The following is a 22,110-nucleotide window of genomic DNA, read 5'->3' as shown; positions in this document are numbered from 1 at the left end:
TTATGAGTACACATTTAACCAACGTACTTAATGTTCAACACGCAATTGAGCAACTTACGATTAAGCAATCACTCAGTTATAGCCAATCAAAAGCGCTATTTAATGAAATTATGCAAGGTAACATGAGCGATATAGAGCTAACAGCTTTGCTTATTAGTCTTAAAATGAAAGGTGAAGTGAGTGATGAAATAGCGGGAGCTGCGGCATCTATGCGTGAAAATGCAGTGGCTTTTAATACTACGTGCTCACAACTTGCAGATAGTTGTGGCACCGGTGGCGATGGGTCAAATACTATTAATATCAGTACTACAGCCGCTATTGTCGCAGCTGCCGCGGGTATTAACATGGTAAAACACGGCAACCGCAGTGTGTCGAGTAACTCAGGCTCTGCCGACTTACTCAAAGCGCTTGGTATTAATATAGATATGAGCCCAGAACAAGCAGCAAAATGCCTTGAGCAAACACACTTTACATTTTTGTTTGCACCTCATTACCACAGCGGTGTGCGCCATGCGATGGGCGTGCGTACTGCACTTAAAACACGAACTATTTTTAATATTTTAGGCCCCCTTGCTAACCCTGCGGCACCTGATGTGCAATTATTGGGGGTCTACGACGAGTCCCTATGTATGCCTATGGCGCAAACGCTTAAAACATTAGGCACACAACGCGCAATGATCGTACACGGTTCTGGCACTGACGAAATTGCCCTTCATGGCCCAACCAACGTAGTTGAGCTTAATAATGGTGAAATAAGCCAGTACACGCTCAACCCAAGCGATTTTGGCCTTGCAAACTATTCACTTGAACAACTAGCAGGTGAAGGCCCACAATATAACGCAGATGCAAGCGTTGCTATTTTACAAGGAAAAGGCACTGATGCGCACAACGCCGCTATTGTGGTAAATGTTGCTGCTCTTTTATATCTAACAGGTAAAGCCGATTCACTTAAAGATGGCGCGCAACAAGTACACTCACTTTTAAGTTCAGGCAAAGCCATGGACACATTAAATGCAATTATTGAGGTAAGTCATGGCTAATGTATTAGACAAAATTGTTGCTGATAAAAAGCAAGAATTAATTGAACGAAAAGCCGCTCGTCCGCTTGAAAGTTTTAAAGATCAAGCGGTGCCAACCAGCCGTGATTTTTATAAAGCATTAGCGGCACCCGGTACGCAATTTATTTTAGAATGTAAAAAAGCGTCCCCTTCTAAGGGGTTAATAAGAGAACCTTTTGATTTAACTGAAATCACTGCAGCTTACAAAAAATATGCAAGCTGCATGAGCGTACTCACCGATACTAAATACTTTCAAGGTAGCTTTGACTACCTAGAGTTTGTACGTAGCCAAGTTGATCAGCCACTTATTTGTAAAGACTTTTTCATAGATGAGTATCAGGTTTATATGGCTCGTATTTATGGTGGCGATGCTATCTTACTTATGCTTTCGGTACTTAATGATGAAGAATACACAGCACTGCATAAGGTCGCTGATTCACTTAATATGGCGGTGCTAACCGAGGTAAGTAACGAAGAGGAAGTACACAGAGCACTTGACCTAAATGCTAAAATTATTGGTATTAATAACCGTGATTTACGTGACTTGAGTACCGATTTAGCTACTACTGAAAAACTACGTAAATTAATCCCTGAAGATAAAGTCGTTATTTCTGAGTCAGGTATCTATACCCATCAAGACGTTAAACGCTTAGCACCGCTGTGCGATGGCTTTTTAATTGGTAGCTCACTGATGGCCGAAGCTGATTTAGAACAAGCATGTCGCCGGGTTATTTTTGGGGAAAATAAAGTATGTGGACTTACTCGCAGCCAAGATGCGCAAGCTGCGTATAATGCGGGCGCTATATATGGCGGTTTAATTTTTCATTCTAAGTCTCCACGTTGTGTTGATTTAGATTGCGCCCAAGCCATAACGCAATCAGCCCCCCTCAAGTTTGTGGGTGTTTTTGTTAATGAGTCAACAGAGAAAGTTGCTCACGCCGCAAGTGTGTTAAAATTAGCGGCAGTTCAATTACATGGCCAAGAAAGTGACGATTACATTAAAGCGTTGCGTACACAATTACCTAGCAATTGCGAAATTTGGAAAGCACAAGCAATTAAAGATGAGCTACCTACTCCTGTAAATGGAGTTGACCGCCACTTGTACGACACTCACAGTGATAAACAAGCTGGTGGAACAGGAAAAGTATTTGATTGGTCGCTTCTTCGCGATGCAACAACACCGTTTATGCTAGCTGGTGGCTTAAATCCAGACAATATTAAAGATGCGCTTTATCAAGGTGCCTTAGGCCTTGACTTAAATTCTGGGGTTGAAGATGCTCCGGGCAAAAAGTGCCCAAACAAATTACATCATGCTTTTACAAGTATCAGAAATTATTGAGGTTAAAATGCAAAATCCAGCTTATTTTGGCGAGTTTGGCGGTATGTTTGTACCCGAGTTGCTTGTCCCTGCACTTAAGCAGTTAGAAAACGAATTTAACAAAGCGCAAAAAGATCCTGAGTTTCAGGCAGAACTTAGCAAATTATTAAACGAGTATGCGGGTCGCCCTACGCCTCTTACTTTAACGCGTAATTTAGTTAAAAACCCAAAGGTTAAACTTTACTTAAAGCGTGAAGATCTACTTCATGGTGGTGCACACAAAACAAACCAGGTGCTTGGCCAAGCGTTATTAACAAAACGTATGGGTAAAAAAGAAGTAATTGCTGAAACCGGCGCAGGTCAGCATGGTGTCGCTACAGCTTTAGCATGCGCACTTTTAGGTTTAAAATGCCGTATATACATGGGCGCGAAAGACGTTGAACGCCAACAACCTAATGTATTTAGAATGAAATTAATGGGCGCAGAAGTCATTCCTGTTACAGCGGGTTCTGGCACATTAAAAGATGCCGTAAACGAAGCGCTACGTGACTGGTCAGCTAACTACCAAGAAGCGCACTACTTACTAGGAACTGCGGCGGGCCCTCACCCATTCCCAACAATTGTTCGCGAATACCAAAAAGTAATTGGTGAAGAAGCCAAGCAACAAGTGCTTGAAGCTGAAGGACGCTTACCAGACGCTGTTATTGCCTGCGTGGGTGGTGGGTCAAATGCTATAGGTATGTTTACCGATTTTATTGACGAGCCTAGCGTAAAACTAATTGGTGTAGAGCCAGCGGGTAAAGGCTTAGACACCCATGAACACGGTGCCACTATTTGTAAGGGTACTAAAGGTATACTACACGGTACTTACACTTACATTATGCAAAACGATGATGGCCAAATTGAAGAGTCATACTCTGTATCAGCGGGTCTAGATTACCCTGCGGTAGGCCCACAGCATGCATTTTTACATGAAACTGGCCGTGCACAATATGTAGGTATCAGTGACACTGAGGCACTTGATGCATTTCAGTCATTAGCTAAAAACGAAGGTATTATTCCGGCTCTGGAGTCAAGCCATGCTTTAGCCTACGCGCTAAAATATGCAGAAGAGCAGACGCAAGACAGTGTAATCGTAATTAATTTAAGTGGCCGTGGCGATAAAGATTTAGCACATGTACACAAAGTATTATCTGAAGGAGGCCAGCTATGAGCCAAGTTAAGACGGACCGTTATGGCGCCATGTTTAGTGCACTTAATGAGAAAAAACAAGGTGCGTTTGTTCCCTTTGTGACTATTGGCGATCCAGGTAAAGAGCAGAGTATTGCTATCATTAAAAGCTTAATTGATGGTGGTGCTGACGGACTAGAGCTGGGTATCCCCTTTTCAGATCCAATAGCCGATGGCCCTGTTATCCAAGCCGCTAATATTCGTGCGCTTGATGTGAATATTAACACCCAAGATTGCTTTGACATAATTAAAGAAATTCGTGAATACAATGCAGATATTCCAATTGGTTTATTGTTATATTCAAACTTAGTGTTTAAACGTGGCTTAGAAGCGTTTTACAAAGATGCAAAAGCCGTAGGGGTGGACTCTATTTTGGTAGCGGATGTTCCTTTGCATGAGTCTAAAATGTTTAGAAAGGCTGCAATGGATAATGGGGTTGACCCAATATTTATTGCAACACCTAATGCAGATGACGACACTCTTCGCCAGTGTGCCTCATATGGACGCGGTTATACTTATTTGCTTTCACGTGCAGGCGTAACAGGTACTGATACCAAAGCACAAATGCCCGCTGGTAATATTGTAAATAAATTAAAAGAGTACCATGCAGCCCCTGCTCTACTAGGCTTTGGTATTTCAACGCCAGACGATGTGAAATCAGCATTAAATGCAGGTGCAGCCGGGGCAATTTCAGGCTCTGCGGTGGTAAAGATTATTGAAGCCAATCTTGATGATTTAGATGCAATGACAGCACAACTAAAAACGTTTGTTAGCAACATGAAAGCCGCTACAGAGCTTTAAGTAAACTTAGATTTAAACACGTAAAAAGGGCATTTAAATGCCCTTTTTCATTATTAAAATTTAGTGTGCTTTATGCTTCCCTTCTAGCACTTCTTCAATAAATTTAGCGTTAAAAGCATCTAAATCTTCTGGGCTGCGGCTGGTTACTAAACCTCTGTCTACACACACTTCTTCATTTACCCAGTTTGCGCCTGCATTCATTAAATCGCTTTTAATACTTGGGAAAGAAGTAATTGTGCGGTCACGTAACTTGTTAATTTCTGCCAACAACCATGGTGCATGGCAAATTGCAGCAACTGGTTTGTTTTTTTCTGCACCAAAAAAGCCGTCTATAAAGGCTTTTGCGTGTTTGTCTTGACGAAGGCTGTCTGGATTAAATAACCCACCGGGTAACATTAATGCATCGTAATCAGCTGAGTTTGTATTGGTGACGAGTTTATCTACTGATACTTTTTCGCCCCATTTATCTTCATTCCACCCAGTAATCTGACCTTCTTTGATAGAGACTATCTCTATTTCTGCACCCGCATTTAATAATGCATCACGAGGAGAAAACAATTCACTTTGTTCAAAACCGTCAGTGGCTAAAATGGCAATTTTTTTACCTTTTAGGGGCGTACGCGATTGTAATGTATTCATTTGGCTCTCCTTATAAATTAATTAAGTGTTTAACTCATTAAACAATAAGCAGGACGGATGCCAAATTTAAATAATTGAAAAATATACTAAATTTTAATTTAGGGTGTAACGCCATGTAAATTATTTATAATTAATGAATAATCTACATGGCGTTAAAAGAGCGTTGTTCTAGATAGTACAAATAAAAAGGTAAGTAGAAGTGAAGTATTAAAGGCGATCTTTAAGTGCTTTAGCTGGTTTAAAAACGGCCTTGTTAGCCCCTTCTATTTCGATTGTCTCACCCGTTTGTGGATTGCGCCCAGTGCGTGCCGGATAATAGCTAAGTGCAAACGTACCAAATCCATTAATTTGCACCTGATCACCTTCAGATAACGATTTAGTAATCACTTTTTGAATACTTGTAAGAGCGGCTTGTGAATCTTTTTTAGTAAGTTCACTGTGTTTTGCCATTTCGGCAACAAGTTGAGTTTTGTTCATATAAGGCTCCTAAATACACGTAAACAATGAATGCGTTTAGCGTGGGAATATAATGATGAATAAATAAAGCCACGCAGGCTAAGGCTTACAGGGCTTTAAGTCAACCTTGTAGTTACCAAGTGTTATGTGGTAAAAACGCTGTAATTTATTTTTGTATAATTTAGGTAGTATATGCACGCATTAATTGAATACATTCCACTTATACTGTTTTTTGCAGTGTTTAAGCTTGTAGATATTTACTGGGCAACGGCTTTATTAATTGCAACATCGCTTATTCAAGTCATATTTAGCTATTACAAACATGGGAAAGTACCGACCCGCCAGTGGATCTTCTTTTCTATTGCCGCAGTGTTTGGCACCTTAACGCTTGTGTTTCATGATGAGCAATTTGTAAAGTGGAAAGCCACTATTATATACGCGGGTTTCAGCATTATGCTGCTTGTGAGTCGTTACATACTCAATAAAAACTTAGTAAAAAAGGCACTAACCGCTATTTTAGAAAACGCAAATGACACAGATAAAAAAATAACCGTGCCAGAGCCATTATGGGATAAATTAAACTTAATGTGGGTAGCTATTACCGCCGGTATTGCAGCACTTAACATATACATAGCGTATAACTTTTCACTCGACTTTTGGGTAAACTTTAAAGTCTTTGGCTTGATGGCTATTACATTTGTAAGCATTTTTGCCACAATTATTGCCCTTTATAAATACCTCCCTGATGATGACGAAGCTGTAAACTAGTTTTCGTCATAAAAATGTCGTCTTAGCTTGTTAGTTTATAAAAAAACAGCCTGAGACGACCTTGAACGCTAATCAATACCGCTGGTTTGAATTTACCCTCATATTTATTTTTTTACCGCTAGTAGGCTTTAGCTTACGCAGCCATTTAGCAAATTGGCTTTTCCCTGCGCTTATAATATTAATGAGCGTATGTTGCATGCTTTTGTTAAGCGACCCGCACTTTAAACGCTTCAGGCTTACCAGCCTTGGACAGTTTTCTGCTGTAAAAAATCGTCTGTTTAGTTTCTTTTTATTAGGCGCCGTTTTCTCTGGTATGTTTTACGGGATCATCCATCAAGAAAACTGGTTTTCCCTGCCTCGTAACTCTTTTAATGATTGGCTACTTTTATTACTGCTATACCCTGTATTATCGGTTATTCCTCAAGAGCTTATTTTCAGAACCTATTTTTTTCATCGTTATAAACACATTATGCCTAAAAAAAGTATGCGTATAATTGTCAGTGCCACCGTGTTTGCATTAGCACATATTGTTTATGCTAACTTGATTGCAGTAGGCTTAGCTTTTTTAGGTGGATTGTTATTTTCGTATACTTATGCACAAAGCCGCTCAACGTTTGTGTGTGTTATTGAGCATAGCTTGTGGGGAATTTGGATGTTTACTCTAGGTGTTGGGAGTTATTTAGACTCAGGTGCTTTAAGCTAAATGTTAGGCAAAAAAAAGCCGCGACAAGCGCGGCTTTTTTATACTTTACATTTTAAAAGCCAAATAACTTTAAACCAAAGAACTTGGTAGCAACCGTGTTTATAAATATCACGGCTAAAATGAACGGAATAAACGTTGAAAGAGAAAAATTAACGTATTTCTCCATCATGCTGCCTTCGTAGCTAGGTGAACCTTGGCTTAGTTCCTGTGTTAAACGCGCCTTTTTCCAGCGATACATTACAAACAAACACACCATTAGGCCATTTAAAGGTAATATAGTGTCGTAAAATACATCAATTACAATATCAAAAAAGCTCTTACTGGCACCGCCATAGCTGGTAAACGACGTTAAACTATCAACCATACCAAACGACATTGTGCATATAATCGTTAACACGCCTGTGCTAAGCGTTAGTATACCCAATGCCTTCTTACGGCTGATACCTTTACGATCACTTAATGATGCAGTAGGCACCTCTACAATAGAAACCAATGAAGTGATTGCTGCAAAAAATACTAACAAAAAGAATGCAAACGCTACAGCCGATGCCCCTACATAACCAATATCATTTTGTAATGCTAATAATATCTTAGGTAGGAAAACAAAAATCATTGATACCGACGAGTCTGATAACGATTCTGGATTTGTGTTTGGGTCAAAACTAAATATAGCGGGTAAAACCATAAGGCCTGCAACAAACGCAACCAATGAGTCTGTTATTGCCACCATTTTTGCACTGCTTACAATATCGTCTTTCTTCGAGATATAAGACGCATAAGTCATTAAAATACCCATACCTAGCGATAACGAGAAAAACGCTTGGCTCAATGCGCCATTGAGTACGCTTGCACTCATTTTTGAAAAGTCAGGAATAACGTAATACTCAACACCTGCCAATGCGTTATCTAGCGTTAAAACATACGCTACCAAAGCCAACAGCATCACCAACAATGCTGGCATTAATACTTTAGCCGCTTTTTCTATACCCTGTTTTACACCGCCGAGTAGAATGAGGTTAACAATAACCACCACTACTGCCATATAAGCGAATACTGTGTAGCTATTTATAAACGTGCCAAAGTGGCTTGGGTCAGCTAATGCATCTAAGTTACCCATACCTGCTTGTATTAGGTATCCAAAAATCCAAACTGTAATTACCATGTAAAAAACGGCAATCATAAATGGAGTTAATACGGCTAAAAAGCCTGCAATCTTCCATTTTTTATCGTTATTTGCTAAAAGTTTGTATGAACCGAGCGGATCTTTTTGAGCATTTCGGCCCATGGCCATTTCTGCCATCATCACGGGTAAACAAATAAACACGACAAATAGAGCATAAATTAATAAAAATGCGCCGCCACCATTTTTAGTCGCAGAAACGGGAAAACCCACTAAATTACCAATACCAACAGCAGAACCAGCTGCAGCCAGTATAAATCCGAGACGGGAGCTAAATCGCTCTCTATTATCGCTCATGTATAAAACCTTTTTATTATTTTGAGTATCTGAGCGACTCTACCAGTGTTATACAGCGGTTTTCAAGCAATTAGCGTTAAAAATAAAATCCAACTGTAAACCTAAGTGTATACGCTTTTAGTTAGCCAAATTTGAGCTCTGTGGTACTATTTGCATAATTAAATTTAACAACTTAAGTGAGAATCTATTATGTTGTACATGATTTACTCAACAGACGTTGAAAACAGCCTTGAATTACGAAAAGCTGCACGTCCAGCGCACTTAGAACGCTTAAAAGAGCTTGATGCACAAAACAGGCTACTTACCGCCGGCCCTTTCCCTGCGGTTGATAATGAAGACCCTCAAGATGCCGGTTTTACTGGCTCAGTTATTATTGCAGAGTTTGATTCGCTAGAAGCTGCGCGTGAATGGGCAACTGATGATCCTTACGTTTCAGGTGGCGTATACGTAAATACAATTGTTAAACCATTCAAAAAAGTGTTTCCAGTATAAATAACAGCGTGTTGTTACAAGCCAACCTGTAATTCAGGATTTGTTCACACGTTTTTAATTAAAATTATTAATGTAATTACGGATTTAACGTTTTTACTTGAATTTTAGTAACTTAGTTAATTAAACTAAGGTTATCTGGTCTAGGAGTTTCTGTTATGCGCGTATTGTTAAGCCTCATTTTTATTGCTTGTGTTAGCTTTGCTAGCAACAGCCAAGCTTCGGCTACGCCCACTAAAAAGGTTAATCAACCGGTGGATAAAAAGAAAGCGGTAATACTTGCAAAACAAAGCATTGGCGGTAAAACGCTAAAGATAACTGAAAAACCAGAGTTTTATACCGTACGAATACTCAAATCTGACGGCCACGTCGTTGATTTACATATTAATAAAAAAACCGGCGAAGTGAAAAAGGATTAAAAAATGCGAATTTTAGTTATTGAAGACGATCTACATTTAGCAGACAACCTACGAAATGCATTAGAGAAAGAACGCTACAGCGTGGATCTATGTCACGATGGTGAAGCTGGTTTATTTCATATTACTGAATACCCTTTGGATATGGCTGTTGTTGATTTAGGCTTACCTAAAATTGACGGAATTGAGTTAATTAACAAAGCACGTGCCCAAGGTGTGACAATTCCAATTTTAATTTTAACAGCCCGTGACCGCTGGCAAGATAAAGTTGAAGGGCTAGATGCTGGTGCAGACGACTATTTAACGAAGCCATTTCATGTTGAAGAATTAGCAGCGCGTTGTAACGCACTTATTCGCCGCAGTGCTGGTAAGGCTAACCCTGAAATGACAGCAGGACCTATAAAAATACACACCCGTTCGCAACAAGTTTGGGTTAACGACAAAGAGTTAAGCTTAACGGCTTATGAGTATAAAGTACTTGAATACTTAATGGTAAACCCACAAAAGGTTATTTCTAAGTCAGAGCTTACCGAGCATATTTACGATCAGGATTTCGACCTTGATTCGAATGTAATTGAAGTATTTGTTTTACGCCTACGTAAAAAGTTAGACCCAGAAGGCACCCTCAACCCAGTTGAAACGTTACGTGGCCGTGGTTACAGGCTAAAAAGTCAGTGGTAGGACCGCAAGTATCACTAAAAATAAGGCAAGGATTTATCCTTGTCTTTGTTTTATTGGTGGCACTGCCTATTTTGTTTTACTCAATTGGCAAAGCCTATTATGCCTCTTTGGTCGATGCCACAGAGAAAACGCTAGAAGCTCAACTCTATTCTCTCATATCTGAGGTAGACTTCACTGAACATGGCATAATTATGCCAAGCACTATATTAGCGCCTGAGCTTAACAGATTAAACTCTGACACTTACGCAATGATTTACCGAGATGAAGAGCCAATTTGGCATTCGGAGTCAGCGGTGAATGTCGACTTTGTACCTCAACAAATAGAAACTAAAGCCGGTGCCGCTGATTTTAGGCGCGTAGAATACAAAAATACGGTTTATTGGCAGCTTAGTTTAACCGTAATATTAAATAATATTGATCAGTCCGAGCAGGCTCGGTTCATTTTAGTAAAGCGTAACGACGCTCTACTTCGTTTAATGGATGGGTTTAAACAAACACTTGTTGAGTGGATGTTTGTTATGGGTATTGCCATAACAATTTTAATGGCTATCGGTTTTATTTGGAGCGCCCGCCCACTACAGCGCTTAGATAAAGAAATAAAAGCCATTGAATGTGGTGATATACAAGAAATTAAAGGCCTTTATCCGATTGAACTACAAACCATAAAAGCCGACTTAAACTTGTTACTTGAATCTCAGCAACGACAAAAAGAACGCTACAGAGCATCGCTCAGCGATTTAGCGCACGCACTTAAAACCCCACTTGCTGTTCTTAAATCAAGCCCGCTTGCAAATGATGCTGACGCACAAGAACAGTTAGACCGTATAAATGTGATGATCGAACACCAATTAAAGCGTGCAGCTACTGGCGCATCAGATACGTGGAAAAAACAAACGCCTATAAAACCAGTTATCGACTCAATACTAAGTGCAATGGCTAAAGTTTATCGCGACAAAGATATTATTTTTGATTGTATAGTTTCTGATAAAGACTACTTTTTAGGTGACCAAACCGATTTAATGGAGTTACTAGGCAACTTAATTGATAACGCCTGTAAAGCGTGTCGTTCTCAAGTAACGGTACAAGTGGTGCAAAGTAAAACATTATGTATAGGTATAAGTGATGATGGCCCGGGTGTGCCAGAAGATAAGCGCGAATCATTACTTAAACGCGGTACACGCTTAGATACATACCAAAGTGGGCATGGTGTTGGCATGGCCATTGTCTCGGACTTGGTTACATCTTACCATGGCACACTGACAATCACTGAAGCCGACAAGCTAGGCGGCGCACAATTTATATTAGAGTTTAATTACCATGATAAAAAATAATACGTATGCAAACTTGTTTTCGTTTTTTCTCCTTATAATAAGTGGCAGTGCTTATTCTAGTGCTGTGTGCCAATTGGTTGATAAGCCAACTATGAATGAATCTAAGCGTTACATCCAATGCCTTGACACCCAGCTCGATAAAGCCAAACAAGAGCAAGGGACTTGGATACAAAAACGCAAGTACGAACTAGTCCAATCTGAAGAAGCAACGGGTAATACCCAAGTGCTGCAGTTATTTATGCGCAGTATAAAAAATAATGAGAAGTACATTGAAAGCGCCTGTCAGTGGCGCTACATATTAAAACTTCCTAATGCAAAAGCAGCCGCTATCAGCTACAAGCACTGTGAAATTCAGTTAGTAAATCAGTTTACAGAATCCTTAAAACAACCTTTTTAAAGCACGTGTAAATAATACGACTAGCTCGCATACTCACTTGACAATAGTGCGCACACAAAACAAACTACCTACTAGTAGATTGTTAAACTCAAAAAGGTAACTAATGGCCAAGCCTATAATAATTATTGGTGGCGGACTTGCAGGGCTTTATGCAGCAACAAAATTGCATGAACGTAATATTGCGTTTTTATTATTAGAGGCCAAACCACGTTTAGGTGGGCGTATTTATTGTGAAAATTCAATAAAAAATGAAAATGTTGGGTTTGATCTTGGTCCGACGTGGATTTTTCCTCATCAGCCAAAAATTCAATCATTGGTCAAATCGCTCAACTTATCGATATTTGAGCAATACAATCATGGTGACGTGTTATACCAAGCGTCTAATCAGGCAGTTCAACAAATTGCAGGCGCTGGCGAAATGCAATTGTTTAGGCTAAAACATGGCATGAGTACCTTAATCAAGGCACTCTATAAACAGCTACCTTCAAAGCATATATTGTTAAATCATTGCGTAACAGATCTCAAAAAAAGTAATGATAACTGGCAGTTAACAGTTAATAGCAATGGTCAAATGCAGCAGTTTGAAACAAACACCGTGCTCACTGCCCTGCCTCCACGAATGATCACCCAACATCTAACACCTAATTTTTGGGCAAGTGAGAGGCTTATAAATCGTTTGACTACTACGCCCACTTGGATGGCAGGACAGGCTAAATTTGTGGCCACATTCGATTACGCCTTTTGGCGAGAACGCAATCTATCTGGGCAATGCTTTAGCCGAGTCGGACCCATGGTTGAAATACATGATGCAAGTGCAGAACACAATAAGCATGCTGCCTTATTTGGCTTTATCGGCGTGCCATACGCCACTCGCAGTAAAGTTACCAAAGCACAATTAATAGAAGCTTGTATTAACCAGCTAATCTATTTTTACGGCGAAGCCGCTAGAAACCCTACACATTGTTTTATAAAAGATTGGGCTGAGGATGAATTTGTTGCCAATAACGACGATAAAACACAACCCTCACAACACCCTGATTTCCATTTAGGTGAACTAACAAGTGAGCTAAGAGGTTTAAATTTTCACTTAGTAGGAAGTGAATTCGCGAAAAAAGAAGCAGGTTATTTAGAGGGAGCACTTAACGCTGTTGATGACGCATTAAGTGCTATATAGCAATTCAAATGGGTTATGTTGGCTATAAATGCTGAAGGTTAACGCATCGCGCTATCTTCACCACTGCCTAATAATGTAGCAACCCATTTACCTTCTATGCTTGTTTCAAGGCCTATTTTAACAATCATTGTTAATGGAACAGATAAAAGCATACCTACTGTACCAAGTAGCCACCCCCAAAATATTAAAGATAAAAATACAACAAGGGTTGATAGGCCAAGCCCTTTACCTAAAAATTTAGGCTCTACAATGTTGCCCATTACCGTGTTTATTGTTAAGTAACCCGCCGCTACCATACCGGCAATTAGAGGACCTTGAGTTATTAAGGCAAGTAACACGGCAGGCACAGCCGCAATAATTGACCCAATATTCGGAATGTAATTAAACATAAATGCTAAAACTCCCCATAATATAAAGTAGTCAACATTTAGAACCCACAAGTAAACAGACACGATAATACCGGTAGCTAAACTAACGAGTGTTTTTATAGCCAAGTAAGAATTAATTGATTCTAAAAATCGGTCAATTTGCTTCATTTTACTGTCGGGATCTTCAAGAGCCATGTGTATTTTATTGCTTAGCAGAGGGCCTTCAAACAGCATAAAAATAACCGTTAAGATTATTAAAAACATGTTTGCCATTACGCCACCAAGCCCTGTCAGCATGTTAGTTGCTACATCAACCATTTTGCCTGGGTCGAACATCGAAATGAGTTGTTCTTTATTAATTAAAATATTGTACTGGGAGGCGAGGTCTACAAGCCAAATAAACTCTTCTTTGAGTTGGGCTTTATATTCAGGAAGCTGCTGTGAAAAATCATTAATGGACTGGCCAACTAAGCCACCTAAGCTAACTCCAAGCCCAACAATAATTAGCACCACAAGCATCACTGCAATGCCTTTAGGAATTTTATAACGTGCAAAAAATTTAATTAGTGGATTACAAATAATGGCAATAAATGCTGCTAATATGAAAGGAATAACAATGACACTTGCTGATTTGATCCCTGCCAATACCACTACTAAAGCAGCAAAAACAATTAAGCTTTTATTTACACCCGTTAAACCTGCCACTTTATTCATCCTTTTATTTGTAATAAGGCCACAGTGTAAGGCAAAACCTAATGAAATGAAATAATTACAAAGTGATCATAACCCTTGTTACTTCGTATTAAGGATAGAAACTACATGCTAGTGAGTATAAATTAAAAACACTTGCTACAATTATAATTTGAGGATTCAATATGCATATATTTGTTACAGGTGCTACTGGGCTAATTGGCCAACATTTATGCCCTTTTTTAGAGCACCACAACACGGTTACCGTGCTTAGCCGTAATGCCACAAAAGCAAATGTATTATTGGGTCATAAAATTAAAGCAGTCACTGACATAAGCGCTGTTGATTTTAATACCGTTGACGTTGTTATTAATTTAGCCGGTGAGCCAATCGTTAATAAACGTTGGAGCGATAAACAGAAGCAAATTATACGTGACAGCCGCATTAATCTAACAGAAAAAATTAGCCACGCTATTGCAGCAAGTACTAACCCTCCACACACGTTTATATCAGGCAGTGCTATTGGCTACTATGGACGCCAAAGCAACAAGCGCATAGATGAAAACTTTACAGATCCCCACAATGAGTTTAGCCATCAGCTTTGCAAAGACTGGGAAGACGCAGCATTAAAAGCAGAGTCTGAAAAAACACGAGTCTGCCTATTACGAACCGGTATTGTATTAGCCAAAAAAGGTGGCGCATTAAGCAAGATGCTTCCCGCATTTAAATTGTGTTTAGGCGGGCCAATTGGTGACGGCGAGCAAGGTATGTCGTGGATACATATAGACGATATGACACAGCTTATTTTATATATTATGAAACACCCTGAAATTTCGGGGCCAATTAACGCCGTAGCACCAAACCCAGTTAGTAACTCAGAGTTTAGTAAACGCTTGGGTAATGCATTATCGCGTCCTGCTTTTATGCCCATGCCTGCATTTGTATTGAAAGTATTAATGGGTGAAATGTCTGACTTACTTACTACCGGGCAATTTGTAGTGCCAACCAAAGCACAAAAGCATAACTATCGTTTTCATTACGAGAACCTTAAATCGGCCTTGGACAGCTTGGTTTAGCTGGCGTTAATTATCTTCTGCGTATACTGTATTCAGTTACAATATGGGTAACTAGTACTATTTACCCATATTGACCTTTCATGATTAATACATAATACTTAATTTAGTCAGACACAATTTCCTAATAAAAGCGAAAATGAATGCTACACCTGCCTACTGTGATTGGTCTCTCTTTTATACTTAACCTACTAATAGGGTTGTTTTTTTTATCTGTTCATAATTACAAAAAACAATCTGCTTTTTTAATTTTTGGTTTAGCGTGCATTGCATTTTCATTTGCTGAACTACTCGCATGTTTAAAACTAATACTTAATTTTCCTTTTATTACGAGTTATTTAGCGAATATTTTTATAATACTCAGCCCATTTTTAATTATTCTGGGACTACATAAATACAAATACAGCAAACCTTTAAACTTACGCCCTATTTACTATTTGCTACTTTTTACCGCTGTAATTTTATTATCTGTGTATCCTTACTCCGCGGCACAAATGGTAACGAGCTTTATTATTGCAGGGTTATACTTATTTTCTGCTTACATCATTAGCACTATGAGTTTTGTTGCAACCTTACAAAAAAAGGCATTAATTACCTGCTTTTTAATCCATAGTTTGCTTATGTTTGTTCAAACAGTGCTGCTTGCTTTACCTATTTTAAGCCTAAGCGAGACAACCTATTTAGAACCATTAGAGCTTATTTTAAGTAGTCATTTAATTTTAGCCACTTGCAGTGCATTATTACTCCCTTACTTATTAGCATCTAATACAGAACATACGCTTGCCAGCATTGCTAATACCGATGTTTTGAGTCAACTATTTAACCGCCGTGGTTTTTTTATAAAAGGAAAAAACGCGTTAAGTTTACCACTTTACCAAAACAAAAATATTTCACTTATTTTGCTCGATATTGATTTTTTCAAACGCGTTAACGATACCTATGGCCATGAGGCAGGCGATCAAGCCATAAAGTGGATCGCTCAGCATGTAAAATCACAATTTTTAAATGAAGAGATATCAGCCAGGATCGGCGGCGAAGAATTTGCCATTTTGTTGCCCAACTGCTCATTAAGTGATGCCAGAAATAATGCCGAAGAACTACGCGAAAGCATAAGCAGTTATCCATTTTATTACGAGGGGCACGATATAAATTTATCGGTGAGTGCAGGCGTCAGTAGCACAATAAACGGCGAGCAGACTATAAAAGAGTTACTAGCGAACGCCGATAAACGACTCTACCTTGCTAAAGAAACTGGCCGTGACAAAGTGGTAACCTACGATGAAAAAAGCTTACTTTTGCAAGCTTAATTTGAAAAAGTCTTAACTTGATCTGCCAGATTCGATTTGTACAGTTGGATTAAATCTGACAGTGAATAGCCGATTTGTGCCATGAACGGACGGTCGTAACCTTATTAACTTGTTAGGTGACGTTTAAGTAGCCTCAATCACGGGAATACCGAGTTTTTCACTAACCAAATCATCAAGTACCAGGTAATTACTTAAACCCCATGTCCCCACTAACCCCTTGGCATTGGAAATTTCATCTCCTTCAGCATTGAGATATTTTTTGAATGGCACATCAAAGTAACAGTATTTTGTGGATGTTTGCACTACAGGCTTGTTATCAACAATCGGCATATATCCACGAGAAAAACCCAAGCGATTGATAAACAATGGAGCAAACATCAATTCATTAGAAGTCAAATCGATTACCTTCTCAGGTTCGTTAAACACTGCATCAAATACGTAGACTTTTATGCAGTTTTCAAAACCACCTGCTTTCGCAGTCAAAGAAACGATCTGACCAAAGACATACCTATCATCAGGATACTTGAGCCTAAATATATCCCCTTCTCTTAGCTTTTTTCGATAAGGTTTTTGTACTTCCATGTTTGTTTCAGGTAATGCCACTCAGTCACCTAACGCCGCACTCTGCGGAAAATTTGGAGCGCAGCGTAAAATTTGTCCGACAGCAGCGCCTTGTTAAAGCTTAAATGGCACTTACTCTTCATCTGGCCCAAAGATTTCATCTAACTGGTTCTTGACCCAAAAGCTTGGAACAACATCTTCCATCGCCTCTTCAATATCACCTCGATCCATATCCATCTTCAACAGCCTCTTGAATAAAGCTTCTGCATGATGCTTTTCAATATGTCTGCCGGAACCTTTGTGTGAAAATCTGGATACGCGCTTGTTAATAATTAGGACGTTTTCCAAAATATCATTTAAAACATCCTTATCATCTCGTGCAGGTTCGTCATCCACTGGCTGAGAATCTAGTACATCCTGAATTTTTGTTTCAAGTGAAGGCCACAACGCATCAAAGGAAGTTTCTAGCCGATTTTCTTGCACTTTGCCCTGCTCAAGATGCTTATTTATAGTTTTAAGCAGTTTAAAAACTTCTGATTTCTCAAGAGCGGTGTGATTTAGGTGCTTTATTGGTGAGCCAGAGTCAATATCGCGTACTTGCAAGTCTATCAGGACTGTGCAGACTCTATTTTCAGTTAACCCTTTGGATAGTGCTCCTGACTCAAATAAGAGCCAAGGTTTATCTTGGTTTTCTTTGGTTACGAAAACCAACCCAAAGTTAGTGTCTTTTAATTGCTCAAATATTTCATTTAACCAAATAGATCCACGATCAATATCTTCTGAAGACACCCAAGGGTCGACTGCCTGAATCACACAAGGCAACCAATCAGAAAAAGCCATCGCCATTGCATGACTCTTTTTTCCTGACCAGCTAAAAAACGTCTTCATTCTCGATTCTCTCCTAGAGCTTTAACAGCTTATTGAACACCGCTTTGGTGGTTTACAACACACCAAAACGGCTTATATTACATACCTTGATAATTTCACCAATAATTACTTTTGTAAACAAGTAATTATAATGGCTGAGAATTACGCTGGTTATTTTGCACCAAAACGGCGTTTAATAATGTTATTGGACAAAATTAGACTCCTACTCAAAGAGTTAGGGATAAATCTAGCTTTTTCAGTGTCGGCTAATCGCTCATAGCTGCCTGTCAGATAAAGTCTAAACCTATTTGCTTATACTGTCAGATCAGATATGTGCTACTACACTTAATTACTAAATAATACTATCTGTGTATTTTGATTCATAAAAAAAGCCCTTCAAATGAAGGGCTTTACTACACACAACAATCTATCTATTTAATTTAGCGTACCCTTACTTGCACTTAAGCGTTGCTTCATCTGCTTTGTTTGGTACAAATTTGATATCTGATACCGACACAGAGGCTTTACCTGAGCTGTGCAAACTAAATGGGCTTGTTAAACTCGCAAAATTTACGCCTTTATCAGCAAAGCATTTAAGGTCAATCGATACTGACTGCCATTTACTAAGTAAACTACTATCAACAACGTTAGCTAGGTTAATACTTTCACCACATTCACCCGAACACATTGCAAGTGAAAGTTCATTACCAAGCGCTTGGTTAAGCTTTATGTCAAAACTAATTACGCCATTTGCTTCAACATAAGTAATAGTATCTTCAGCAAAACTCGTTACTATTTCTGCGCTCGCTTTTTCACTACCGTTGAAATTAAACTGACGAGCATCTTCTTGTACAACCTTATCTTCAGTTCGGTATTTTATAGCGCCAAACTCATGGGTACTGCTCGACACATCTAACAATTCATCACCTGATTTGAGCAATAAGCGCCATGGCGCAACCGGTGCTCCCACTAAAATATCCATACTCGTTAGTGATGAATTATCTAATTGCGAATTTTCATCTAAATTATCCGCAAGTATATTTTTATCGCCATAGGTTAAACCAAAGCCATACGGTAATAACGGCGAGTAATCTTCATCTCCCTTATTAACCGTTGTTTGAACTGCCGTTTTAGGCCATGAAAAAGAAAGTTTGCCTTTAAAATCATGGTTAACACTACCGTCGGCTGCTTTTAGTAGCACATCGGCAACACCACCGCCTTCAGTACCAGGTAACCATGCTGCTACAAATGCATCAGACGCATTAAGTTCACTGTTTACCCACATTGGGCGACCAGAAATAAATACAGAAACAACGTTTATTCCTTGCGCTTTTAATGACTTTAACAGCGCTAACGATTTTTTATTGCCGCGCTCAAATTCAAGGTTATCTCTGTCACCATGACCCTCCGCGTAAGGTTCTTCACCAAATACAACAACGGCTACATCGGGTTTTTGCTCAAAAGAGCCATCATCACTGAGTGTAACTTTACCGCCTGCGGCAGTAACTTGCTCTTCTAAGCCTTTATAAATTGACGTGGCTCCTGGGAAGTCAGCATTTTTATTGTTAGTGCCCTGCCAAGTAATACTCCACCCACCAGACTGTTTACCGATATTATCGGCACCGTCACCGGTAATAAGTACATGTTGATTTGGCGAAAGCGGCAATAAGCCATTTTTATTTTTAAGAAGTACGAGTGACTCACGTACTGCTTGTCGTGCTACTTCACGGTGATCTTGTGCGCCAATTAATTCTGTTTTACCTGAATATAAACGGTTTGCTGGACTTGGCTTATCGAATAAACCCGCGCGTAGTTTTACACGCAATACACGTGCAACAGCATCGTCAATACGCGCCATGCTAATTTCGCCAGATTTAACTTGCGCTATGGTATTTTCATATAGTGGTTTCCAAGCGCCCGTTGGCACCATAAATATATCTAGCCCTGCATTAATAGCTTGTGGGCAGCTTTCGTTGGTACAGCCCTTTATTTGTCCATGTCCATTCCAGTCACCAACAACAAACCCGTCAAAACCCATGCGTGTTTTTAATACATCGGTCAGTAAATATTTATTACCGTGATTTTTAACACCGTTCCAACTGTTAAACGACGCCATTACAGACTGACTACCAGCCGATAATCCACCTACATAACCTTGTGCATGAATATCAAATAACGATTGCTCACTGTCGATATTGTTACCTTGATCGTCACCATCAACAGTGCCGCCATCACCTAAAAAGTGCTTAACAGTACTAATTACACGTTTATCACTTAAAAAGTCTTCATCGGCTTTACCTTGTAAGCCATTTACAATAGCTGCTGAATACTCACGCACTATTTCAGGGTCTTCAGAATATCCCTCATAGGTTCTACCCCAGCGATCGTCACGCACAACTGCAACGGTAGGCGCAAACACCCAATCAATACCTGTAGCCATAACTTCTACCGCGGTAACAGCAGCAATTTGTTCAATTAGTTCAGGATTATTAGCCGCACCCAAACCAATATTATGTGGAAATAATGTAGCACCAATCACATTATTATGACCATGCACTGCATCTGTTCCCCACATAGTAGGGATTTTGCTACCGTCTATTGAATCATCAACAGACGCTTGATACATTTTTTCAGCAAGGGCAACCCAATCTTGTGGTGTGGCATGTTTATCTCCATTAGGAAACGCCCCTCCACCATTTAAGTAAGAACCAAAACCGTATTTACGCATATCTTCAACGGTAATATCACGTATTTCAGGCTGAATCATTTGCGCTACTTTTTGCTCAAGTGTCATTGAGTTTAAATAACTCGCTATTTGCGCTTCTATCTCTGCATCCTTTTTAACCGCAATGTTGAGCTTGGGCCATATTTGTTCAGCACTAGCGTGCGCTTTAGCACTATCAGCTTGATTAGTATTGTCGTTTGAACAAGCTGTTAATGTGGTCACTGAAGCAACCAATGTTGCTAATGCAATTTTATTGAGCGTAAAACGTGTGTTCATTATAAAGTCTCCTTAGCTTGAACGGGTTTGCTGCCACTTAAGCCGTAAAATACGATGAATAGATAACATAAAATTGGTAAAGCATACGAAAGTTGAACCCCAACACTATCAGCAAGTGCACCTTGTAAAAGCGGCACAATTGCACCGCCTACAATTGCCAAACACAAAATGCCCGAACCTTGCGCTGTGTGCTTGCCTAAGCCATTTAGTGCAAGGCTAAAAATAGTAGGAAACATAATGGAGTTAAATAATCCAACTAATAATATTGACCACATTGCTAACTGACCAGATGTGCTCATAGCAATAACAACTAGAACAATAGCCATGGTTGCATTAAAACCAAGCACTTTACCGGCGGGAAGTTTTTGCATTACAGCCGCGCCAATAAAACGCCCAACCATTGCACCGCCAAAATAATATGTAATGTAATGAGCCGCGACATGTTCTTTTAATCCAGCAATATTTTCTTGCGCTAAAAAGCTAACTAAAAAACTACCAATCGCAACTTCCGCGCCCACATACATAAATATGCCTACTGCACCCAAAACAAGGTGGCGATACTGCCATGCACTCCCTTCAATAGTGTCTGATTTCTCGGCAGCTTCTTTTTGCTCGCTCATAATGTCAGGAAGCTTAAGCCATGCAAACACACCAGCTAATACAATTAGCATTGCAGCAAGCAGCAAGTAAGGAAGTTGAACTGATTCGGCATTTTGCGCCGGTGTTAAAAAAGCATCCGACGCTGAGCCTAGTATTAATAATGCACCAAAAGACGGTGCAACCGTGGTACCAAGCGCATTAAATGCCTGTGTTAATGTCAAACGAGAAGACGCTGTTTTTTCAGGACCTAATAAGCTTACGTATGGGTTTGCAGATACCTGTAATAAAGTAATTCCGCTTGCTAAAACAAACAGCGCAAACAAAAATACAGGATAGTTATGCATTTGTGCCGCTGGATAGAATAATACACACCCAACTGCAGCAATTAGTAACCCGACAACAATGCCGTTTTTATAACCCAGCTTTTTCACAATAAGCCCGCTGGGTATAGACATTAAAAAGTAAGCACCAAAAAAACAAAACTGCACAAGCATAGCCTGCACGTATGTTAAATCGAATACCGCTTTTAAATGCGGGATTAGAATATCATTTAGGCAGGTAATAAAACCCCACATAAAAAATAGCGTTGTTAACGATGTAAGTGCAAATCCATAATTATTATCGCCTGTGTTTTGCGATTGTGTGTGTGTCGTTGTTGGTGCTGAACTAGCCATGTGCTCTCCGCAATTTATTATTATCGTTAAC

The 22,110-nt window shown here is 39.5% G+C and carries 22 protein-coding genes; 14 read left to right on the top strand and 8 right to left on the bottom strand.

Translation table 11 applies throughout. The features are described from left to right. Positions 1-2 precede the first annotated feature (2 nt). Genes trpD through trpA form a run of 4 tightly spaced genes read left to right on the top strand, consistent with a single transcriptional unit; the run spans position 3 to position 4,407 of the window. Positions 3-1,040 carry an anthranilate phosphoribosyltransferase gene (gene trpD / locus R0J88_RS00815; protein WP_410898772.1) on the top strand — a complete coding sequence of 346 codons (1,038 nt, stop codon included), beginning with the start codon at positions 3-5 and terminating at the stop codon, positions 1,038-1,040. Continuing rightward, positions 1,033-2,397, top strand: a complete 1,365-nt coding sequence (trpCF, locus tag R0J88_RS00810; RefSeq protein ID WP_410898771.1) for a bifunctional indole-3-glycerol-phosphate synthase TrpC/phosphoribosylanthranilate isomerase TrpF — start codon at positions 1,033-1,035, stop codon at positions 2,395-2,397. Before trpD ends, trpCF begins: the two co-directional genes overlap by 8 nt. A gap of 7 nt (positions 2,398-2,404) precedes the next feature. Then, positions 2,405-3,589, top strand: a complete 1,185-nt coding sequence (gene trpB / locus R0J88_RS00805; RefSeq protein ID WP_006792214.1) for a tryptophan synthase subunit beta — start codon at positions 2,405-2,407, stop codon at positions 3,587-3,589. Beyond that, positions 3,586-4,407 (top strand): tryptophan synthase subunit alpha, encoded by an 822-nt coding sequence (trpA, locus tag R0J88_RS00800; RefSeq protein ID WP_410898770.1) that lies wholly within the window; start codon positions 3,586-3,588, stop codon positions 4,405-4,407. The genes trpB and trpA overlap by 4 nt, the downstream gene beginning before the upstream one ends. Positions 4,408-4,467: 60 nt before the next feature. Here the strand turns inward: trpA and R0J88_RS00795 are convergent, their stop codons facing one another. Together R0J88_RS00795 and R0J88_RS00790 are read right to left on the bottom strand one after the other, a co-directional pair. Next, complete coding sequence (locus tag R0J88_RS00795; RefSeq protein ID WP_006792216.1) at positions 4,468-5,046, bottom strand: type 1 glutamine amidotransferase domain-containing protein; 579 nt, start codon at positions 5,044-5,046, stop codon at positions 4,468-4,470. A 207-nt stretch (positions 5,047-5,253) separates the two neighbouring features. Continuing rightward, entirely contained in the window at positions 5,254-5,523 is a 270-nt protein-coding gene (locus R0J88_RS00790; RefSeq protein WP_410898769.1) for an HU family DNA-binding protein, read from the bottom strand. Between the two features lie 171 nt (positions 5,524-5,694). Here R0J88_RS00790 and ispZ point away from each other — a divergent pair, with 171 nt between their 5' ends. Both ispZ and R0J88_RS00780 read left to right on the top strand, forming a co-directional pair. Next, positions 5,695-6,270 (top strand): septation protein IspZ, encoded by a 576-nt coding sequence (gene ispZ / locus R0J88_RS00785; RefSeq protein ID WP_008127733.1) that lies wholly within the window; start codon positions 5,695-5,697, stop codon positions 6,268-6,270. A 61-nt stretch (positions 6,271-6,331) separates the two neighbouring features. Continuing rightward, positions 6,332-6,973, top strand: coding sequence for a CPBP family intramembrane glutamic endopeptidase (locus tag R0J88_RS00780; protein WP_410898767.1), 642 nt, complete (start codon positions 6,332-6,334; stop codon positions 6,971-6,973). 52 nt (positions 6,974-7,025) lie between these two features. Here the strand turns inward: R0J88_RS00780 and R0J88_RS00775 are convergent, their stop codons facing one another. Continuing rightward, on the bottom strand, positions 7,026-8,450 hold the full coding sequence (locus R0J88_RS00775; protein WP_410898766.1) for a sodium-dependent transporter: 1,425 nt from the start codon (positions 8,448-8,450) through the stop codon (positions 7,026-7,028). 189 nt (positions 8,451-8,639) lie between these two features. On the opposite strand from R0J88_RS00775, the gene R0J88_RS00770 reads away from it, so the two are divergent. From R0J88_RS00770 to R0J88_RS00745, 6 genes are all read left to right on the top strand, one after another. After that, the gene (locus tag R0J88_RS00770; protein WP_008127726.1) at positions 8,640-8,942 is read left to right on the top strand and encodes a YciI family protein; all 303 of its coding nucleotides are present in this window, start codon (positions 8,640-8,642) and stop codon (positions 8,940-8,942) included. 155 nt (positions 8,943-9,097) lie between these two features. Next, on the top strand, positions 9,098-9,358 hold the full coding sequence (locus R0J88_RS00765; RefSeq protein ID WP_010557520.1) for a PepSY domain-containing protein: 261 nt from the start codon (positions 9,098-9,100) through the stop codon (positions 9,356-9,358). Positions 9,359-9,361: 3 nt separating this feature from the next. Next, complete coding sequence (locus R0J88_RS00760; RefSeq protein ID WP_305471492.1) at positions 9,362-10,036, top strand: response regulator transcription factor; 675 nt, start codon at positions 9,362-9,364, stop codon at positions 10,034-10,036. Further along, positions 10,030-11,367 carry an ATP-binding protein gene (locus tag R0J88_RS00755; RefSeq protein ID WP_410898765.1) on the top strand — a complete coding sequence of 446 codons (1,338 nt, stop codon included), beginning with the start codon at positions 10,030-10,032 and terminating at the stop codon, positions 11,365-11,367. The genes R0J88_RS00760 and R0J88_RS00755 overlap by 7 nt, the downstream gene beginning before the upstream one ends. After that, a complete protein-coding gene (locus R0J88_RS00750) occupies positions 11,354-11,764 on the top strand; it encodes a hypothetical protein (RefSeq protein ID WP_410898764.1) in 411 nt (136 codons plus the stop codon). The genes R0J88_RS00755 and R0J88_RS00750 overlap by 14 nt, the downstream gene beginning before the upstream one ends. Before the next feature lie 103 nt (positions 11,765-11,867). Further along, complete coding sequence (locus R0J88_RS00745; RefSeq protein ID WP_410898763.1) at positions 11,868-12,938, top strand: flavin monoamine oxidase family protein; 1,071 nt, start codon at positions 11,868-11,870, stop codon at positions 12,936-12,938. 38 nt (positions 12,939-12,976) lie between these two features. On the opposite strand, the gene R0J88_RS00740 is transcribed toward R0J88_RS00745, so the two are convergent. Further along, complete coding sequence (locus tag R0J88_RS00740) at positions 12,977-14,011, bottom strand: AI-2E family transporter (RefSeq protein WP_008127717.1); 1,035 nt, start codon at positions 14,009-14,011, stop codon at positions 12,977-12,979. 170 nt (positions 14,012-14,181) lie between these two features. On the opposite strand from R0J88_RS00740, the gene R0J88_RS00735 reads away from it, so the two are divergent. Together R0J88_RS00735 and R0J88_RS00730 are read left to right on the top strand one after the other, a co-directional pair. Continuing rightward, on the top strand, positions 14,182-15,072 hold the full coding sequence (locus R0J88_RS00735; RefSeq protein ID WP_138741007.1) for a TIGR01777 family oxidoreductase: 891 nt from the start codon (positions 14,182-14,184) through the stop codon (positions 15,070-15,072). A 140-nt stretch (positions 15,073-15,212) separates the two neighbouring features. Continuing rightward, positions 15,213-16,376, top strand: a complete 1,164-nt coding sequence (locus R0J88_RS00730) for a GGDEF domain-containing protein (RefSeq protein WP_039036831.1) — start codon at positions 15,213-15,215, stop codon at positions 16,374-16,376. Positions 16,377-16,499: 123 nt separating this feature from the next. Here R0J88_RS00730 and R0J88_RS00725 read toward each other — a convergent pair whose 3' ends face one another. The 4 genes from R0J88_RS00725 to R0J88_RS00710 all read right to left on the bottom strand — a co-directional run bounded on the left by R0J88_RS00725 (position 16,500) and on the right by R0J88_RS00710 (position 22,079). Then, entirely contained in the window at positions 16,500-16,979 is a 480-nt protein-coding gene (locus tag R0J88_RS00725; protein ID WP_335677016.1) for an Imm26 family immunity protein, read from the bottom strand. 90 nt (positions 16,980-17,069) lie between these two features. Further along, complete coding sequence (locus tag R0J88_RS00720) at positions 17,070-17,825, bottom strand: hypothetical protein (protein WP_410898762.1); 756 nt, start codon at positions 17,823-17,825, stop codon at positions 17,070-17,072. A gap of 430 nt (positions 17,826-18,255) precedes the next feature. Beyond that, complete coding sequence (locus tag R0J88_RS00715) at positions 18,256-20,805, bottom strand: glycoside hydrolase family 3 protein (protein ID WP_410898760.1); 2,550 nt, start codon at positions 20,803-20,805, stop codon at positions 18,256-18,258. Continuing rightward, entirely contained in the window at positions 20,805-22,079 is a 1,275-nt protein-coding gene (locus R0J88_RS00710; RefSeq protein ID WP_410898759.1) for a sugar MFS transporter, read from the bottom strand. Before R0J88_RS00710 ends, R0J88_RS00715 begins: the two co-directional genes overlap by 1 nt. Between the last annotated feature and the right edge of the window lie 31 nt (positions 22,080-22,110).

Source organism: Pseudoalteromonas sp. SIMBA_162 (genome assembly GCF_046535955.1).
GTDB lineage: Bacteria > Pseudomonadota > Gammaproteobacteria > Enterobacterales > Alteromonadaceae > Pseudoalteromonas > Pseudoalteromonas marina.
Note: the sequence above shows the minus strand (reverse complement) of the source record. Positions and strands in the feature narration are given on the sequence as shown.

Bases quoted from the DNA above. Each gene is read 5' to 3' on its own strand.
- R0J88_RS00790 (WP_410898769.1), bottom strand. From the start codon at position 5,523: ATGAACAAAACTCAACTTGTTGCCGAAATGGCAAAACACAGTGAACTT.
- ispZ (WP_008127733.1), top strand. From the start codon at position 5,695: ATGCACGCATTAATTGAATACATTCCACTTATACTGTTTTTTGCAGTG.
- R0J88_RS00710 (WP_410898759.1), bottom strand. From the start codon at position 22,079: ATGGCTAGTTCAGCACCAACAACGACACACACACAATCGCAAAACACA.
- R0J88_RS00735 (WP_138741007.1), top strand. From the start codon at position 14,182: ATGCATATATTTGTTACAGGTGCTACTGGGCTAATTGGCCAACATTTA.
- trpCF (WP_410898771.1), top strand. From the start codon at position 1,033: ATGGCTAATGTATTAGACAAAATTGTTGCTGATAAAAAGCAAGAATTA.
- R0J88_RS00730 (WP_039036831.1), top strand. From the start codon at position 15,213: ATGCTACACCTGCCTACTGTGATTGGTCTCTCTTTTATACTTAACCTA.
- R0J88_RS00795 (WP_006792216.1), bottom strand. From the start codon at position 5,046: ATGAATACATTACAATCGCGTACGCCCCTAAAAGGTAAAAAAATTGCC.
- R0J88_RS00745 (WP_410898763.1), top strand. From the start codon at position 11,868: ATGGCCAAGCCTATAATAATTATTGGTGGCGGACTTGCAGGGCTTTAT.
- trpB (WP_006792214.1), top strand. From the start codon at position 2,405: ATGCAAAATCCAGCTTATTTTGGCGAGTTTGGCGGTATGTTTGTACCC.
- R0J88_RS00715 (WP_410898760.1), bottom strand. From the start codon at position 20,805: ATGAACACACGTTTTACGCTCAATAAAATTGCATTAGCAACATTGGTT.
- R0J88_RS00765 (WP_010557520.1), top strand. From the start codon at position 9,098: ATGCGCGTATTGTTAAGCCTCATTTTTATTGCTTGTGTTAGCTTTGCT.
- R0J88_RS00770 (WP_008127726.1), top strand. From the start codon at position 8,640: ATGTTGTACATGATTTACTCAACAGACGTTGAAAACAGCCTTGAATTA.
- R0J88_RS00750 (WP_410898764.1), top strand. From the start codon at position 11,354: ATGATAAAAAATAATACGTATGCAAACTTGTTTTCGTTTTTTCTCCTT.
- R0J88_RS00760 (WP_305471492.1), top strand. From the start codon at position 9,362: ATGCGAATTTTAGTTATTGAAGACGATCTACATTTAGCAGACAACCTA.
- R0J88_RS00720 (WP_410898762.1), bottom strand. From the start codon at position 17,825: ATGAAGACGTTTTTTAGCTGGTCAGGAAAAAAGAGTCATGCAATGGCG.
- trpD (WP_410898772.1), top strand. From the start codon at position 3: ATGAGTACACATTTAACCAACGTACTTAATGTTCAACACGCAATTGAG.
- trpA (WP_410898770.1), top strand. From the start codon at position 3,586: ATGAGCCAAGTTAAGACGGACCGTTATGGCGCCATGTTTAGTGCACTT.
- R0J88_RS00775 (WP_410898766.1), bottom strand. From the start codon at position 8,450: ATGAGCGATAATAGAGAGCGATTTAGCTCCCGTCTCGGATTTATACTG.